A 15,582-nucleotide genomic window follows, 5' to 3' on the forward strand; every position below is an offset into this window, starting at 1 on the left:
TCTATGAATTGTCATCACCGCTTACCAGCATTGACCATGAGCTTGTGAAAAATAAGCGCAAGATTTTGCAAGTCAGCAACAAAACGGTGACAGCGCTTTGCCTGGAAAAATCGCACATTTACGCCAGGCATTTTAAAGGAGAGACATTTTGAACGCATTACTCTACGGGCTGGTGGTGGTTATCTGGGGTACCACATGGATTGCAATCTTTTTACAACAGGGCCCCGTCGCCGCGCCGGTATCGATTTTCTGGCGTTTTGCCGTCGCCAGCGTCACCATGCTGACAATTTTGCTGATTACCCGCCGCCTGCGCCCGCTGGCGATGCGCGATCATCTCTTTTGCATGCTGCAAGGCTGCTGCGTCTTTTGCTTTAACTTCTGGTGTTTTTATACCGCCGCAGCGCATATCAATACCGGCCTTGAGTCGGTGATCTTTTCGATGGCGGTCTTATTTAACGCGATCAACAGTTTTATTTTCTTCCGCCAGCAGCCGCCGGGGCGCTTTTGGCTGGCAGCGGCGCTGGGGCTCGCAGGAATTGTCACCCTCTTCTGGGACGATCTCCTCGCCAATGGTCTGAACGCGTCGCTGCTGTGGGGAATCGGCCTGAGTGCCCTGGGAACGTACGGTTTTTCATTGGGCAACATGCTGAGTATTCGCCACCAACGCCGCGGGCTTGAGACGTTGACCACCAATAGCTGGGCCATGTTTTACGGCACCCTGGTGATGGGCGCGATCGCGCTGCTACGCGGCGATAACTTTATGCCGCAGTGGACCTGGAGTTATATGGGCGCCCTGCTGTATCTGGCGTTGTTCGGTTCGGTGATCGCGTTCGGCGCTTATTTCACCCTGGTAGGCCGTATCGGGGCCAGCAAAGCGGCATATAGCACGCTGCTTTTCCCGCTGGTGGCATTAACTATCTCCACCTTCTACGAAGGTTACGTCTGGCATAGCAACGCGGTGATAGGTCTGGCGTTAATACTGGTAGGAAATCTGGTGATGTTCGCCCGCCCCGAGCAGCTGTTTATGCGCCGCCGGCTGGCCTAATAATAAGCCCGTCAGGCAACACGCCAGACGGGCTTAACGCATCAATTACTTCTGCGACGGATCGAATTTCACCGCATCGATCGCCATATCATCAATCACTTGTTTCAATGTATCAGCGGTCAGCGGCGTGCTTTCGTTAGACAGCGTTTTGCCTTCGCCCTTACGCACAACCTTAATAACCGGCTTATTGGTCTTCGCGTCGATCAGTTCGCCTTCGAAGTAGAGATTCGTGTCCATCGTGCGATGGCCGGTTGCCGCCTGGGTACCCGCGACAATCATCGCTACCGGGATCACTTCATAGAACTGCAGCCCTTCTTTGCTGGTATCAACACCGGTGATTGCGCCGCGGAAAATCAGGCTGCGCGGGCCGGCCGTGGTCGCCAACGGCTTACGTTCGCTGATGGCCTGTTTCATCTGTTTGTTGGTGTAATTAAGGATGTCCTGCAGCGCTTTCTCCCCTACCTGGGTCGTTGGTTTCGGCACCGGATAGTAGGTGATTGGACGGTAGACGACGTTGTCATAGTTGCTCGGATTGTAGTCCGGGGAGATCCAGCGCAGTTCTGGTTTGCCGGAAGCCGAAGTGGTCTCTTTTAACTTAGAATAATCTTTTAAAAACCCGGAATACTGCTCCGGTTGCGCCAGTTTGGATGCACAACCAGTTAATGCCAGTAGCCCGGCCAGAGCGGCTACTTTAAATAACATTTTTGTACGCATGGATAATCCCTGTAAATGCAGTTTGTCGGCAAGGTTTATAACAAAATTTCACGCTTAGTTTTGTGACAAAAATGGTGGTCCGTCAACTCCTTGCAAAAATAAATCCGCCAACGCGGCGGATTTATTTACGATGCTTATTTTACGTCCACCTGATAAAAAATATGCTTCCCAAACGGGTCGATTTCATACCCGGTCACCGATTTACTCACCGGTTCAAAAATAGTTGAATGCGCAATCATCACGGCCGGCATTTGATCGTGCATCATCTGCTGCGCCTGTTTATACAAAGCTTCTCGTTGCGGCCGGTCGGTGATGGTTTTAGCTTCGGCGATAATTTTATCAAACGGCGCATAGCACCATTTGGCCGAATTAGAACCGCCGTTGGCCGACTGGCAGGTAAATAATGGGCCAAAGAAGTTATCCGGGTCGCCGGTCGCGGTAGTCCAGCCCATCAACGCCGCCTGATGCTCGCCGTCTTTCACCCGCTTAAGGTATTCGCCCCATTCATAGGTGGTGATTTTGGTCTGCACGCCGATTTTAGCCCAATCAGCCTGGATCATTTCCGCCATCCGTTTCGCATTCGGGTTATAGGGGCGTTGAACCGGCATCGCCCACAGGTCGATGGTGATGGGACTCTTCACACCGGATTCGCGCAGCAGCGCTTTGGCTTTTTCCAGGTCCCAGCTGTAGTCCTGCAGATCGGCATCAGCACTCCAGACCCCGGGCGGCAGCAGGTTTTTCGCTACTGTCCCGGTACCGTGGAACACCGCATCGATAATTGCCGGTTTGTTGATCGCCATCGCCAACGCCTGGCGCACCTTCACATTATCCAGCGGCGCTTTCTGCGTGTTGAAGGCGAGGAAACCGGTATTAAGCCCGGCTTTGCTCATCAGATTGATCTGCGGGTTCTTTTTCATCCGCGGTAAATCGGCGGGATTGGGGAATGGCATGACCTGACACTCATTTTTCTCGAGCTTAGCGTAACGCACCGAGGCATCAGGCGTAATACTAAATACTAAACGATCGATTTTCGCTTTTCCCTGCCAGTAATCAGGAAATGCGGTAAACAAGATCCGCGAATCTTTTTGGTATTGCGCCAGCTTGAAAGGCCCGGTGCCGATGGGATCCATATCAACACGCTGCGGGGTACCGGCTTTCAGCATTGCATCGGCATATTCCGCAGAGAGGATTGAAGCAAAATACCAGCCGAGGTCAGCGACAAAAGGCGCCTCGGGGTGCGCGAGGGTAAAACGCACCGTATATTCATCCGGTTTATCAATTGCGGTAATTAACGAACCAAACTCCAGGCTTTCAAAATTGGAGTAGTTGCCATTAGAGACATTATGATAGGGGTTATTCTGATCTTTTTGCCGCATAAACGAAAAAATAACGTCATCAGCATTAAAATCACGGGTCGGTTTAAAATATTTATTACTTTGGAATTTAACGCCTTTGCGTAAGTGAAAAGTATAAACTTTACCGTCTTCGCTCACCTCCCAGCTTTCCGCCAGGCTGGGCTGCAATTCCGTGGTGCCAACTTTAAAGTCCACCAGCCGGTTATATATCGGTACCGCGCTGGCATCGACGCTGGTCCCGGAAGTATAAAGCTGCGGATTAAAGTTTTCCGGCGAGCCTTCAGAGCAATAAACCAGTGTTTTCGCATTCACGGCGGAACTCACCGCTAATGCCGCTATCGTCAGAGCTATTGAAGTAGATGTGCGTTGCATGCGTTTCCCTTTTCATTTTTTGACTAATGAATAGCTTTTTGTTTTATTGCCCATAGATATCACTAAAGCCAGATTGCAAACACCCGAAATAATAAATTAAGAAGGAATCACTATGGCCTCGCCCTTAACCAGACAATTAACCCAGCGCTTCTTTCGCTATCTGGCTATCACCAGCCAAAGCGATCCACGAGCAACCACGTTACCCACAACGCCCGGACAACATCAGATGGCGCAGGCGTTAGCCGACGAGCTACGTCAGTTTGGCCTTGACGATATCGTGATCGACGAGCATGCGACCGTGACGGCGGTTAAAAAAGGCACCGTCCCCGGTGCGCCGCGGATCGGCTTTATCACGCATATTGATACCGTTGATGTCGGACTGTCGCCGGATATTCATCCACAAATCCTGCGATTTACTGGCGAAGATCTCTGCCTTAACCCGGAACAGCAAATCTGGCTACGGGTTGACGAGCATCCGGAAATCCTGGCCTATCGTGATGAAGAGATTATTTTCAGCGACGGCACCAGCGTACTGGGCGCCGATAACAAAGCAGCGGTGACCGTTGTTATGACGCTGCTGGAAAACCTGACCGCCGAACATAAGCATGGTGATATCGTCGTGGCGTTCGTCCCGGACGAAGAAGTTGGCCTTCGCGGGGCAAAAGCGCTGGATTTATCGCGTTTTGCCGTCGATTTTGCCTGGACCATCGACTGCTGCGAACTCGGCGAGATCGTTTATGAAAACTTTAACGCCGCCTCTGCGGAGATACGGTTTACCGGCGTAACCGCACACCCGATGTCCGCCAAAGGCGTATTGGTCAATCCGCTGTTAATGGCTACCGACTTCATGAGCTATTTCGACCGCCAGCAGACGCCGGAGCACACCGCCGGGCGCGAAGGCTACGTATGGTTTAACGGTATTCATGGCGATCAGAACAGCACAAGGTTGCAGGCCAACATTCGCGATTTCGATCTGGACAGCTTTAACCGCCGTAAACAACAGATTGGCGAAGCGGCAGAGAAAATCGCCGCCCAGTACCCTACTGCCAGGGTTGAATTCACTATCAGCGATACTTACAGCAATATCAGTAACGCCATTGGCGAAGACCGCCGGGCTATTGACCTGATGTTCACCGCGATGGAAAGCCTCGGTATAACGCCAAAACCCACGCCAATGCGCGGTGGTACCGACGGCGCAGCGCTCTCGGCAAAGGGTCTGCTGACGCCGAACTTCTTCACCGGCGCGCATAATTTCCATTCGAAATTCGAATTTTTGCCGCTGCGCGCCTTTGAGGCCTCCTATCTAACCGCCCTGCAGCTGTGCCTGCTGGCGGCTGATTAAGCCGGTTTACGCGCCAGCATCGTGGCGAAGCGTAGCTTGATGCGGTTTCCGCTGGCGTCGGTGCGGTGCAGTTCGCCGACGTCTTCGTTGTACTTGAGGAACTGCCAGCCAGCATAATAGTCACGCAGTTCTTCAGGTTTGAAGGCGAACGGGAAGCCCACGGTACAAGGGTAATCTTCGGTATCCATTGCGGCAACAATCAGGTTATAGCCGCCAGGCTTAGTGCAGCGCTGCATGTTGGCGATAAGACCAGGGATGGTTTTGGCTTCCAGGAACATCATCACCACGGTAGAAAGAATAAAATCATACTCGCCATCAAAGCTCAGCGTATTCAGATCTTTTATCGCAGTCTGCAGGTTCTCCAGCCCTTCGGCCTGACGAATGTTCTCCAGATTATCGATACTCATGGGATTTTTATCCCACGCGGTGACGTTGTAACCTTTTGCCGCCAGATACAGACTGTTTCGTCCATTGCCGCAACCAAGGTCAAGCGTCCGACCAGGCAGCATCAGCGAGGCGGCATACACCACTTCTGAGTGGGTGCGCGTCAGGCCATATTTTTCAGTAAAGTAGTTTTCGTCACGAGTCGTCATGATTAATCCTTGTTTGGCAATAAAGTGGCACGGTCTACGCGAATTAACAGTTTACCCCGCACCAGCAGAAGAAGGGTACGCAGCAGTAGCAGGCCGATAAGCAGGTTACTAAAAATAAATAAGGGGATCGCCAGAGTATGGAAAAATCCGTGCGGCTGGCCGTGACCCAGATGCAGGCCGGTGGTCGCCAGTGCGGAAATCCCGAACGAGAAGCTCCAAAATGACGCATTAAACGGCTGCTGCAGATACCACGGCATCAGGCGCAGCATAAATAGCAACTGCAACAGCCCATAACCAAATAGCATTTTGGCAAACGTATCACCGTCGCCGCCATTGACGCTGAGCCACGCGCTACAGGCCACCAGCGCCGGCGCCAGCTGGATGCCCAGCGACGTCCGCAACGCCGCCGGTAGCTCGCCGTTGCTGCGCAGCCGCTGCAGGATAACCGGCTCCAGGCTGAGCCAGGAAAAGACGCCAGCGCCGAGAAACGCCAGTCCGGCATCATTAAATCCCAGCGCGCCGCAGGCCATGGCGCTGATAAAATTGTTGGCGACGGTCGGCAGATATAAACCGGGCGTCGTGGCCTCTCCCGGATGTTTACCCCGCCACAACCCGGCGCTCTGCCAGGCCGCATAGCAAAGCTGCAGCGTAACCCCCGCAGCAAATAACGCCAGCGACAACGGGCGATACCAGCCAGCAAAAGCGATCGACACCAATAGCGTTGTCGCCGGGATCAGGCTGACAAAACTGCTGGCCACCGGATGACGCATCTCCTGCCGAACGCTCCACGGGAAACGAATAGCCCGCGCAATAAACACTATCATTAATAGCGCCCAGATAGTTGTCGCCAGCACCACCAGCGCATCGCCAATAATACTGCTCACCGGCCAGATGGTACTGGCATAACGCCAGGCGAAGCCCATGCCGATTATCCCCAGCACCATACCAAAATAGCCAGCCGGTAGATTCAGCACCTGGCCGCCCGTTACGTGTTTATTCATTTTATTTAAAGTTTCAATTTAATTTTAAGTTGCATTTTAAAGGAACCTTATAAAACGCGCTACGGAGATTTTTGCTATGTTTATGTTAACCAACGGTAAAGAGAAATGCTGATGAAGAAATATCGTCTGAGCGACCACGTCCGCCTGTATCACTTTGAAGAAGACGGAGTTAAACATAGCGTAACTCTGCGGCAAATCGTGGCGCTGATTGATTTCTCGGACGTTAAGGCCGGTAGCGAAGGCGGCTGGCTTGATGATGAAGCCGCGTTAAGCCAGGGCGGCGACTGCTGGATATATGATGCCAATAGCGTCGTCTTCGCTGGCGCGCGCGTTGATGACAACGCCCGTCTGACCGGCACCTGCGTGATAAGCCACGGGGCGACAATTAACGACAACGCCTGGCTTGATAATGTTGAGGTAAGTCACGGCGCCAGGATAAGTGACAACGTCACTATAAAACAATCGCAAATCCGTGGCGTCTGCCGAATCGCCGACCAGGCGCGTATTCTCCCCCACTGTCTGGTGATTGCCGCTCAGGGACTCACTTCTGATACCGACAAAGTGCTGCAAATATATCAGCGCGCCACGGTCAGCGCCTCTCGGATTGTTCACCAGGCGCAAATCTACGGCGATGCCGTGGTTGAGCATGCTTTTGTTGAACACCGTGCCGAAGTGTTCGATCACGCACGTATCGAAGGTAATGAAAATAACGATGTATGGATCTGTGACAACGCCCGGGTCTACGATCGCGCGCGGCTGGTCGCCGGGCGCGGCGAGGATCAGATCCCGACCCTGCGCTACAGTTCACAAGTGGGCGAAAACGCCGTGGTCGAGGGCAACTGCCTGTTAAAACATCGTGTCATGGTCGGCGGGCACGCCCATCTTATCGGCGGGCCCATTCTGCTGGATGACGAGATACTTATCGAAGGACATGCGACGATTCGAGGCGATGTGATTATCGAACAACAGGTAGAAATCTGCGGTAACGCCTGTATCGAAGCGCTGGAGGGTGACAGAATTCATCTTCGCGGGCGCAAAATCGTGAGCGGCGACGAGCATATCACCCGTACGCCGCTGCTGGGTTCGCTATAGCAGCTTATTGCGGGTCAATAATCCGCGCGTAGATATTCTGATCGTCATATGCGCCATTTAAAAACTCGGCCTGCTTCAGACAACCTTCCAGTTGGAAACCATTACGCAGCGCCACCTGATTACTGCGCTGGTTGGCGACCCGGCATTTAATAACGAAACGGCGAACGGCGCCCGTTTGCGCATAATGATGGATAAACGCCTGTAACGCCTGCGACAACAGTCCCTGCCCCTGATGGCTTTGATCGATCCAGTAACCGATATAGGCCGTCTTGTTCAACGGTTCAATCTGGTTAAATGACAGGACGCCGATCATCTGCCCCTGTAAAAACAGCAGGAATATTTTTGCATAACCGCGCTGGTGCAGCATCACGTTTCCCTGCACGTGGCGCCGGGTTTCATCTTCACTCAACACCTCCGCAGGCCAGCTTAAAGCATGCTGCAGCCAGTCACGGTTTTTGAGCACCAATTGATGGAGTTCGCTGACGTAACGTTCGTCAACCGCACGCAGCTCCAGCTGTTCGTTGACCGGGATAGTTTCGATGATGGGGCTGTTTTCGGCAGTCATGACGATATCTCACTGATAAACAACAACGCCCGCAGAAGCGCGCCGCGGGCGGATTTCAACGACCTGGGTTATTTCATAATCCGGTCATCAACGTAGTTACGCCGATCCGCCGCAGGCGGGAAGTACTGATATAGCCAGGTTTCGCTGATAGCGTCGCCACGGCAGCGCAGGAACATACGCATCTCCACCGGATCGGTGGAATCTGAAGTCGGATACCAGTCAAAAAGAATACGATAGCCGTCAAAAGGCTCGACGTAGAGGATCTCTACCTGCTTAGCCTCGCCGCTGGAGAGTGTAATCACCGGCTCAATGCCTTTCGGCGCCGCGGCTTTCAGGTCGCCGCCAACAAAATCGATAGCAAAGCGGCGCGCCCATTTGTCCGGGTAGTGTTCACCCGGCGCCCATCCTTCCGGGAAGCCGCCCATTCCGGTGCGTGTCGCCAGCACTCGCGCCAGCGGAGAGCGTACCGGCGGCTGCGCGCTCCAGTACAAGCGGTAGCTAAAGTCCAGTTGATCACCCGCTTTTACCGGTTTTTCCGGCTGCCAGAAGCAGACGATATTGTCCAACGTTTCGCCGGTAGTCGGGATTTCCATCAGGCTAACGGCCCCTTTTCCCCACTGATTACGTGGCTCCACCCACAGGCTCGGGCGCTTGTTATACCAGCCCATCACATCCTGATAATGACTGAAATCGCGATCCAGCTGCAGCAGGCCAAACCCCTTCGGGTTTTTATCCTGGAACGCGTTGAACTGCAGCTTTTGCGGATTATTCAGCGGACGGCAAATCCACTCGCCGTTGCCGCGCCACATCGACAGGCGGTCAGAATCGTGGATTTGCGGATGGATGGTATCGCACATCCGGCGTTCGTTGTTACCGCAGCTGAACATGCTGGTCATTGGCGCAATGCCCAACTGCTTAATGTCCTTGCGCGCATAGAGATGATTTTCGACATCCATGATCACCTGCGTTTGCTGGCAATTCACGGTGAACTTATAGGCGCCGGTGACGCTCGGGCTATCGAGCAGCGCGTAGACGGTGAACACCGTCGCGCCAGGTTTGACGGTTTCAAACCAGAATGACGTGAAATCCGGGAACTCTTCCGGGGTATCGGTAAAGGTGTCAACGGCCAGACCGCGCGCCGACAGGCCGTACTGGTAAGTGCTGTCGACCGCGCGGAAGTAGCTGGCGCCCAGAAAGGCGACGATATCGCGGCGCGCCAGTTCCGGCGCCTTAAACACACGGAAACCGGCGAAACCGAGATCGGTCTGCCCTTCCAGCTGTTTGGTATCAACGCCGGCGTCGTTGTACTGGAACAGCTCCGGACGGAAGTGTATCTCCCGCGCCTGCTGAGACTGCGCGTCCAGCGAGAACATGCGCACCCGGCGGCGGAAGCCCATACCAACATGGAAAAACTGGATATCCAGCTTGCGCTCTTCAACGTTATTCCACAGCGAATGCGCCGCATCATACTGGATGCTGTTATAGGCCTGAGGGGTCAGATTCGCCAGCGTCGGCGGCAGGTCACGCGGCGCGCCGCCCCACGGCTGGCGGGCTAAGTCATGAGCCATCGCCTGCAGGACGGAAAAGTCAAAGCGGCGCGTCTGGCCATCGGCGATAGCAGAATCCGCGGCGAAAGCCGCTTTAGTGAATAACGAGGCGACTCCTGACGTTCCGCATACGGCGGCAACAGCCATGGATGATTTAAGAAAACGTCTGCGGTTCATGCCTGGAAAAGCGTCCTTTTTGAGAGTTCGACGGATACGCAACGTTGCAAACATCTGCGTCGTGAATTCCGCTCACTCTAGACAAAAATGATTGATAATCCAATTGTTGGCAGGCGAAAAGCATGAAAAAAAAGATGTCCACCGGAACAGACTGAATAACCACCCAGCGATCGCTATCGCTGAGCTGTTTTGGCGAACAGGCGCGACCCGAGACCTCAGCGTTTTTACCCCCGCTTTGTTTATTTTCAGCACGAACAGGATAAATTTTCATCACGCCAGGTGTAATCTCTACTCTCCAGGGAAAAATGTCAGGAGTATCTAATGAAAGTAAAAGCCGCCGTGACGTTGGGTTATCAACAACCATTTAGCATTAAAGATATTCAGGTTAGCGCACCTAAAAAAGACGAAGTGATGGTAAAAATTGTCGCTACAGGCGTTTGTCATACCGACGCGGTAATCCGCGATAACGCCGGGATCCTGCCGATGCCCGCCATCCTGGGCCACGAAGGCGCAGGTATCGTGGTTAACGTCGGTGATGCCGTTCGTGGGGTCGAAATTGGCGATCATGTGGTACTGAGCTACGCCGCCTGCCATCACTGTGAAAACTGCCTCACCAACCATACTTCCGCGTGCGAAAGTTTCAATGACTTAAACTTTGGTGGACGCTTAGACGATGGCACCACCCCTTATCGTCTGGATGATCAAGAATTATCCGTCTTCTTCGGCCAATCTTCGTTTAGTCAGTATGTGGTCACCAAAGCGACGAATGCTATTGTTGTCGACCGTGATGTCGAACTTTCGCTTCTTGGTCCGCTGGGTTGCGGAATTCAAACCGGGAGCGGCACGGTGTTAAATCGACTAAAACCGGTGGCCGGGGAATCGTTAGTGGTATTCGGCTGCGGCGCGGTTGGTTTAAGCGCCATTATGGCTGCAAAGCTCACCGGCTGTAGCCAAATCATCGCCGTCGATATTCATGCGAACCGCCTTGAGCTGGCACGTGAACTCGGCGCAACCCACGTGATCAATGGCAAACAGGAAGATAGCGTTGCGGTTATTCGCCAACTGACCGGTAAAGGGGCGCACTACGCCATCGAAACGACCGGCGTCGCCGCCATCGTTCTGCAGGCGATCCACGCGATTAAGCCGTTAGGCACGGTGGCGGTCGTCGGCTTTACCGGCGATATCACCTTTAATGTGCAAAACGATCTGATGGCGGAAGGTAAATCATTGATAGGGGTAATTGAAGGCGACGCCGTACCGCAGCTGTTTATCCCACAGCTGGTACAGTTTTATAAACAAGGGAAATTCCCCATTGATAAGCTTATCGAGTTCTATCCGCTCGAAGAGATTAATCAGGCTTTCGCAGATTCAGCTTCCGGTAAAGTCATCAAACCGGTGGTGCTGATGTAATGCGGGCGGCTCTTTGCGCAGCAAAGAGCCGCAAATAAAGATTATTTCACACTGACATCGATACCGGGGAAGTACTTCGCCGCCAGACGGGTGATAGTGCCGTCAGCGCGCACTTTATCAATTGCCGCGTCGAGCTGTTTTTTGGTCGCCTCATCACCCTTTCGCAAGCCGTAGCCAATACCGCTGCCCAGAATCGTATCATCAGCCACCGGCTTACCGATAAAACCGAATCCTTTACCCTGCGGCTTACTGAGGAACCCGGCCTGCCCGGCGGCAGACATCACCAGCGAGGCGTCGATACGGCCGTTAAGCAGATCGGCCCACGCCATGTTCTGGTCTTTGTAGGAAACTACCGTGACGCCGTGTTTTTCCCAGTGTTCTTTGGCAAAGGTCTCCTGAATCGAGCCCTGTAGCACGCCGATGGTTTTGCCCTTCAGCCCTTCCGGCGTCGCCTGCATACCGCTGTCGGACTTGCCCACCAGCTGTGAAGGAATACGGTAGATCGGCTGGGTGAAATCAATACTCTTGCGACGTTGCTCGGTAATGTTCATCGCCGAGTTAATCGCATCAAATTTCTTCGCCACCAGTCCCGGAATGAGCGCATCAAAGGAGGTTTCGACCCAGCTGCATTTCAACTGCGCGGCCTGACAAATCGCGTTGCCGAGATCAATATCAAAACCCTGCAGCTCTCCTGCCGGGTTGCGGCTTTCGAACGGCGGATATTCCGCTTCCACGCCGTAGCGCAACTCGCTGGCGGCAAAGCTTGATACGGTACACAGCATTCCCAAAGCTAGAGTTAGGGCTTTTATTTTCATCGTCTGGCTCCTTAACGCGGCTTAACGCGGCACAGCGCCTGCGCGCCAGCCCGCAATGTGGCTTCATCTTTGGCAAAAGAGAGCCGAATCAGTTTGTTATCAGTACCATCGGTATAAAATGCCGATAGCGGAATCGTGGCGACGCCGTATTCGGTAATCAGCCGCTTAACCATCTCGCTGTCATGCTCATCGCTGAAATGGCGATAATCCGCCAGCATGAAGAAAGAGCCGGCGCTCGGCAATAAGCGGAACGGTGAGTCTTGCAGCAGTTGCTGGAGCAAATCACGCTTTTGCTGATAAAAAGCGGCCAGCGACAGCCATGAAGCCGGGTTCTGCATATGCTCTGCAAAAGCGTACTGCATCGGCGTATCGGCAGAAAACATGAGGAACTGATGTACCTTGCAGATCTCATCCATTAGCGCTGCTGGCGCCACGCAGTAGCCAACGCGCCAGCCGGTCACATGGTAGGTCTTGCCGAAGGAAGAGATAATCACGCTGCGTTCCGCCAACTGCGGATGGGTCGCCATGCCGTGATGCTTTTCGCCGTCGAAGACTACGTGCTCGTAGACTTCGTCGGACAAAACCACAATATCGGTATTGCGGATCAGCATCGCCAGTTGATTAAGGTCATCGGCGGATAATACCTGGCCGCTTGGGTTATGTGGCGTATTAATGATGATCATCCGCGTCCGCGGGGTAATCGCGGCGCGTACCTCGTCCCAGTTAATAGCGAAATCCGGCACGGTGAGCTTAATCGCCACCGGGGTCGCGCCTTGCAGACGCACGATCGGCGCATAGCTATCAAACGATGGCTCAAAGTAAATCACCTCGTCGCCAGCATGTACCAGCCCGCCAATGGCGGAATAGATCCCCTGGCTGGCGCTGGCGGTAACCAACACTTCACTATCGACATCATATTGCGTGCCGTACAACGTGGCGATTTTATCAGCAATACGCTCCTTTAAGGCCCGCAGGCCGGTCATCGGCGCGTATTGGTTATGTCCGGCGGTCATCGCCTGCGTCACGCCGGCCACCAGCTGTGGGTCGCAGGCAAAGTTAGGCGCGCCCTGAGAAAGATTAATCGCGTTATGCTGCGCGGAGAGCTGACCGATAACGGTAAAAATAGTGGTGCCGACATCCGGCAATTTCGAGCGGGTGGTGACCGAAGCACTAAGAGCCATGATTAATCCTTTCTCGTTTTATTTGCATATCCATTCAAACTAAAGCGCCTTCAAGCGACAAGCGAATTGTTATCATAAGAGCTATGCATTTCGATCATGGCTCCCAGGGCTCCTGCTGAAATATGACAGGACTAACACTCAGGACATAAACCACAATTTTTATATGCCTTATGCTATTCAATTCTTTATAATCCCCAGCGGTTCTAAGGTTTTTCACAGCCTTAGAGAAATTTGGAATAAATCTCTTTCCGGCATTTCAGGTGCTGAATGGGGCAAGAGGCACATCTTATGTTTATTACGCCAGCGTATATCGCGTTATTTTTAATCGCATCATGGGGACTTTTTAAACTCGAACAAAAAAGCCACTCGTTATCAAAAAGCGTTTTTATCGCCATCTTTCTCGGCGCCCTTCTCGGATTATCACTCCATTTCATTGCCAACGAACCGCGAAAAACGGTCATTGATTGGTACAGTATCGTCGGCAACGGCTATGTTAATTTGCTGAAACTTGTCGCGGTTCCGCTGATTTTCATTTCAATTCTGTCAGCGATTAATAAACTCGAAAATAGCGCCGGTATTGGCCGAATGTCCTTAACCATTGTTGCCTGCATGCTATGCCTGGTGATGGTGGCAGGCTGGGTCGGACTGTTTACCGCTGATTTACTCGGTCTTGACGCCAGCGCTTTTAGCCATATGCAATCGACGCTGACCGCCGAAGACGTCAGCAAAACCGCAGCCGTTTCGTTACCCCAACTGGTCACTTCGCTGATCCCGACAAATATTTTTCTCGACCTGACCGGCGCGCGCAGCGTATCGGTTATCGGCATCGTTATATTTACCCTGCTGGCCGGAGTCGCGTTATTGAAGGTGAAAAAAGAGGCGCCGGAGGAAGGTCAAAAACTAAGTAGCGGGATTAACGCGATTCAAATTTGGGTGATGAAGATGGTGCGTATCGTGATAGCGCTGACGCCATATGGCGTCCTCGCATTGATGGCAAAAGTCTTTTCGACCTATCAGCTAGCGCAATTCACCAGCCTGCTTGGCTTTATTGCCGCCTGTTATCTGGCGGTCGCTATCATGTTTATCGTGCATGCGATTCTACTGATCGTTAGCGGTCATCATCCTCTGCGCTACTTTAAAACGGTGTGGCCGGTGCTCACCTTCGCTTTTGTTTCCCGCAGCAGCGCGGCTTCGATTCCATTAGCCATTACCGCACAGGAAAAATTCGGCGTGCCGAATACCATCGCCAATATTGCCGCCTCTTTTGGTTCCAGTATGGGGCAAAACGGCTGCGCCGGGATCTATCCGGCTATCATGGTGGCCATGATTGCGCCAACGCTGGGTATCGACCCACTGTCCTTCTCGTTTTTAGCCAGCTTACTTCCGGCTATCGCGCTGGGCTCAATTGGCGTCGCAGGCGTCGGCGGCGGTGGGACATTTGCGGCGTTGATTGTCCTGTCTACGCTCAACTTCCCGGTGGCGCTGGTCGGCATTTTTATCGCCATCGAGCCAATTGTCGATATGGCGCGTACCGCGCTGAATGTGAATGGGTCGATGATGTCGGGCGTACTGGCGTCGCGGCTATTGAAACATCAAAGTGCAAAGTCGCACCATGTCGCCTCGATAAGTGAATAATCCCGTCTGATTGAAACGGCGGCCAGGCCTGAAAACTGGCCGCCAGCTGTTTATTTCTTGCTCAGCAGGTTAAAGCTGGTCATCAGGTTACGGTAATCCGGAATGTGGTTAGAGAACAGGGTGCCCAATCCTTCAATATCATTGCGCCAGTCGCGGTGCAGCTCACAGGCCACGCCAAACCACGACATTAACTGCACGCCCGCTTGCGACATACGATCCCACGCCGCATCACGGGTGATCGGGTTAAAGGTACCGGACGCATCGGTCACTACAAAGACGTCGAATCCCTCTTCAATCGCCGACAGCGCCGGGAAGGCCACGCACACTTCAGTGACGACACCGGCAATAATCAGCTGTTTCTTACCGGTGGCTTTTACCGCGTTAACGAAATCTTCGTTATCCCAGGCATTAATATTGCCGGGACGAGCGATATAAGGGGCGTCGGGGAACTGTTCTTTTAGTTCCGGCACCAGCGGGCCGTTAGGGCCATTCTCAAAACTGGTGGTCAGAATAGTCGGTAGTTTAAAGTATTTAGCCAGATCGCTGAGGGCAAGGACGTTGTTCTTGAATTTATCCGGCTCGATATCACGAACCAGTGAGAGCAGGCCGGTCTGATGGTCAACCAGTAATACTGCCGCATCATTTTTATCCAGACGAACGTAAGGTTTAGACATGGTGGCTCCTTTTATACACATCAACTAATCGGTGAGAGACGTTGTATCAACGAGATTAATAATA

Annotated in this window: 15 protein-coding genes; 5 read left to right on the plus strand and 10 right to left on the minus strand. The window is 53.1% G+C overall.

The window, feature by feature from the left end; all coding sequences use genetic code 11:
* Positions 1-148 precede the first annotated feature (148 nt).
* The gene (locus ABLV08_RS02435) at positions 149-1,045 is read left to right on the plus strand and encodes an EamA family transporter (protein ID WP_045382564.1); all 897 of its coding nucleotides are present in this window, start codon (positions 149-151) and stop codon (positions 1,043-1,045) included.
* A gap of 45 nt (positions 1,046-1,090) precedes the next feature.
* Here ABLV08_RS02435 and ABLV08_RS02440 read toward each other — a convergent pair whose 3' ends face one another.
* Together ABLV08_RS02440 and ABLV08_RS02445 are read right to left on the minus strand one after the other, a co-directional pair.
* Positions 1,091-1,759, minus strand: coding sequence for a DUF3313 domain-containing protein (locus tag ABLV08_RS02440; RefSeq protein ID WP_032708181.1), 669 nt, complete (start codon positions 1,757-1,759; stop codon positions 1,091-1,093).
* 134 nt (positions 1,760-1,893) lie between these two features.
* Positions 1,894-3,486: an ABC transporter substrate-binding protein gene (locus ABLV08_RS02445; protein ID WP_348855508.1), complete on the minus strand. Its 1,593-nt coding sequence runs from the start codon at positions 3,484-3,486 to the stop codon at positions 1,894-1,896.
* Between the two features lie 112 nt (positions 3,487-3,598).
* Between ABLV08_RS02445 and pepT the strand changes: the two genes are divergently transcribed.
* The gene (gene pepT / locus ABLV08_RS02450; protein WP_032711741.1) at positions 3,599-4,828 is read left to right on the plus strand and encodes a peptidase T; all 1,230 of its coding nucleotides are present in this window, start codon (positions 3,599-3,601) and stop codon (positions 4,826-4,828) included.
* On the opposite strand, the gene tehB is transcribed toward pepT, so the two are convergent.
* Both tehB and tehA read right to left on the minus strand, forming a co-directional pair.
* Entirely contained in the window at positions 4,825-5,421 is a 597-nt protein-coding gene (gene tehB, locus ABLV08_RS02455) for a tellurite resistance methyltransferase TehB (RefSeq protein ID WP_045388140.1), read from the minus strand. The genes pepT and tehB overlap by 4 nt on opposite strands.
* Positions 5,422-5,423: 2 nt before the next feature.
* Entirely contained in the window at positions 5,424-6,422 is a 999-nt protein-coding gene (gene tehA, locus ABLV08_RS02460; protein WP_059304993.1) for a dicarboxylate transporter/tellurite-resistance protein TehA, read from the minus strand.
* 111 nt (positions 6,423-6,533) lie between these two features.
* On the opposite strand from tehA, the gene ydcK reads away from it, so the two are divergent.
* Entirely contained in the window at positions 6,534-7,514 is a 981-nt protein-coding gene (gene ydcK, locus ABLV08_RS02465) for a YdcK family protein (protein ID WP_063443174.1), read from the plus strand.
* 4 nt (positions 7,515-7,518) lie between these two features.
* Here the strand turns inward: ydcK and rimL are convergent, their stop codons facing one another.
* The 3 genes from rimL to ABLV08_RS02480 all read right to left on the minus strand — a co-directional run bounded on the left by rimL (position 7,519) and on the right by ABLV08_RS02480 (position 10,074).
* Positions 7,519-8,079 (minus strand): 50S ribosomal protein L7/L12-serine acetyltransferase, encoded by a 561-nt coding sequence (gene rimL, locus ABLV08_RS02470; protein WP_063443153.1) that lies wholly within the window; start codon positions 8,077-8,079, stop codon positions 7,519-7,521.
* A 68-nt stretch (positions 8,080-8,147) separates the two neighbouring features.
* Positions 8,148-9,803 (minus strand): glucan biosynthesis protein, encoded by a 1,656-nt coding sequence (locus ABLV08_RS02475; RefSeq protein ID WP_015705576.1) that lies wholly within the window; start codon positions 9,801-9,803, stop codon positions 8,148-8,150.
* Positions 9,781-10,074, minus strand: coding sequence for a hypothetical protein (locus ABLV08_RS02480; protein ID WP_123907193.1), 294 nt, complete (start codon positions 10,072-10,074; stop codon positions 9,781-9,783). Before ABLV08_RS02480 ends, ABLV08_RS02475 begins: the two co-directional genes overlap by 23 nt.
* Positions 10,075-10,124: 50 nt before the next feature.
* Here ABLV08_RS02480 and ABLV08_RS02485 point away from each other — a divergent pair, with 50 nt between their 5' ends.
* Positions 10,125-11,213: an NAD(P)-dependent alcohol dehydrogenase gene (locus tag ABLV08_RS02485; protein WP_348855510.1), complete on the plus strand. Its 1,089-nt coding sequence runs from the start codon at positions 10,125-10,127 to the stop codon at positions 11,211-11,213.
* 41 nt (positions 11,214-11,254) lie between these two features.
* On the opposite strand, the gene ABLV08_RS02490 is transcribed toward ABLV08_RS02485, so the two are convergent.
* Both ABLV08_RS02490 and ABLV08_RS02495 read right to left on the minus strand, forming a co-directional pair.
* Positions 11,255-12,028 (minus strand): ABC transporter substrate-binding protein, encoded by a 774-nt coding sequence (locus ABLV08_RS02490; RefSeq protein WP_015705578.1) that lies wholly within the window; start codon positions 12,026-12,028, stop codon positions 11,255-11,257.
* Between the two features lie 11 nt (positions 12,029-12,039).
* Entirely contained in the window at positions 12,040-13,209 is a 1,170-nt protein-coding gene (locus ABLV08_RS02495; RefSeq protein WP_015366383.1) for a pyridoxal phosphate-dependent aminotransferase, read from the minus strand.
* Positions 13,210-13,497: 288 nt separating this feature from the next.
* On the opposite strand from ABLV08_RS02495, the gene ABLV08_RS02500 reads away from it, so the two are divergent.
* Positions 13,498-14,844, plus strand: a complete 1,347-nt coding sequence (locus ABLV08_RS02500) for an L-cystine transporter (RefSeq protein WP_045388153.1) — start codon at positions 13,498-13,500, stop codon at positions 14,842-14,844.
* A gap of 50 nt (positions 14,845-14,894) precedes the next feature.
* On the opposite strand, the gene ycaC is transcribed toward ABLV08_RS02500, so the two are convergent.
* Positions 14,895-15,518 (minus strand): isochorismate family cysteine hydrolase YcaC, encoded by a 624-nt coding sequence (gene ycaC / locus ABLV08_RS02505; protein WP_015366381.1) that lies wholly within the window; start codon positions 15,516-15,518, stop codon positions 14,895-14,897.
* Between the last annotated feature and the right edge of the window lie 64 nt (positions 15,519-15,582).

It is taken from the genome of Klebsiella sp. CN_Kp088 (assembly GCF_040064335.1).
GTDB lineage: Bacteria > Pseudomonadota > Gammaproteobacteria > Enterobacterales > Enterobacteriaceae > Klebsiella > Klebsiella aerogenes.

Coding starts and splice junctions, on each gene's coding strand:
- ABLV08_RS02440 (WP_032708181.1), bottom strand. CDS start 1,759: ATGCGTACAAAAATGTTATTTAAAGTAGCCGCTCTGGCCGGGCTACTG.
- ABLV08_RS02445 (WP_348855508.1), bottom strand. CDS start 3,486: ATGCAACGCACATCTACTTCAATAGCTCTGACGATAGCGGCATTAGCG.
- pepT (WP_032711741.1), top strand. CDS start 3,599: ATGGCCTCGCCCTTAACCAGACAATTAACCCAGCGCTTCTTTCGCTAT.
- tehB (WP_045388140.1), bottom strand. CDS start 5,421: ATGACGACTCGTGACGAAAACTACTTTACTGAAAAATATGGCCTGACG.
- tehA (WP_059304993.1), bottom strand. CDS start 6,422: ATGAATAAACACGTAACGGGCGGCCAGGTGCTGAATCTACCGGCTGGC.
- ydcK (WP_063443174.1), top strand. CDS start 6,534: ATGAAGAAATATCGTCTGAGCGACCACGTCCGCCTGTATCACTTTGAA.
- rimL (WP_063443153.1), bottom strand. CDS start 8,079: ATGACTGCCGAAAACAGCCCCATCATCGAAACTATCCCGGTCAACGAA.
- ABLV08_RS02475 (WP_015705576.1), bottom strand. CDS start 9,803: ATGAACCGCAGACGTTTTCTTAAATCATCCATGGCTGTTGCCGCCGTA.
- ABLV08_RS02480 (WP_123907193.1), bottom strand. CDS start 10,074: ATGAAAATTTATCCTGTTCGTGCTGAAAATAAACAAAGCGGGGGTAAA.
- ABLV08_RS02485 (WP_348855510.1), top strand. CDS start 10,125: ATGAAAGTAAAAGCCGCCGTGACGTTGGGTTATCAACAACCATTTAGC.
- ABLV08_RS02490 (WP_015705578.1), bottom strand. CDS start 12,028: ATGAAAATAAAAGCCCTAACTCTAGCTTTGGGAATGCTGTGTACCGTA.
- ABLV08_RS02495 (WP_015366383.1), bottom strand. CDS start 13,209: ATGGCTCTTAGTGCTTCGGTCACCACCCGCTCGAAATTGCCGGATGTC.
- ABLV08_RS02500 (WP_045388153.1), top strand. CDS start 13,498: ATGTTTATTACGCCAGCGTATATCGCGTTATTTTTAATCGCATCATGG.
- ycaC (WP_015366381.1), bottom strand. CDS start 15,518: ATGTCTAAACCTTACGTTCGTCTGGATAAAAATGATGCGGCAGTATTA.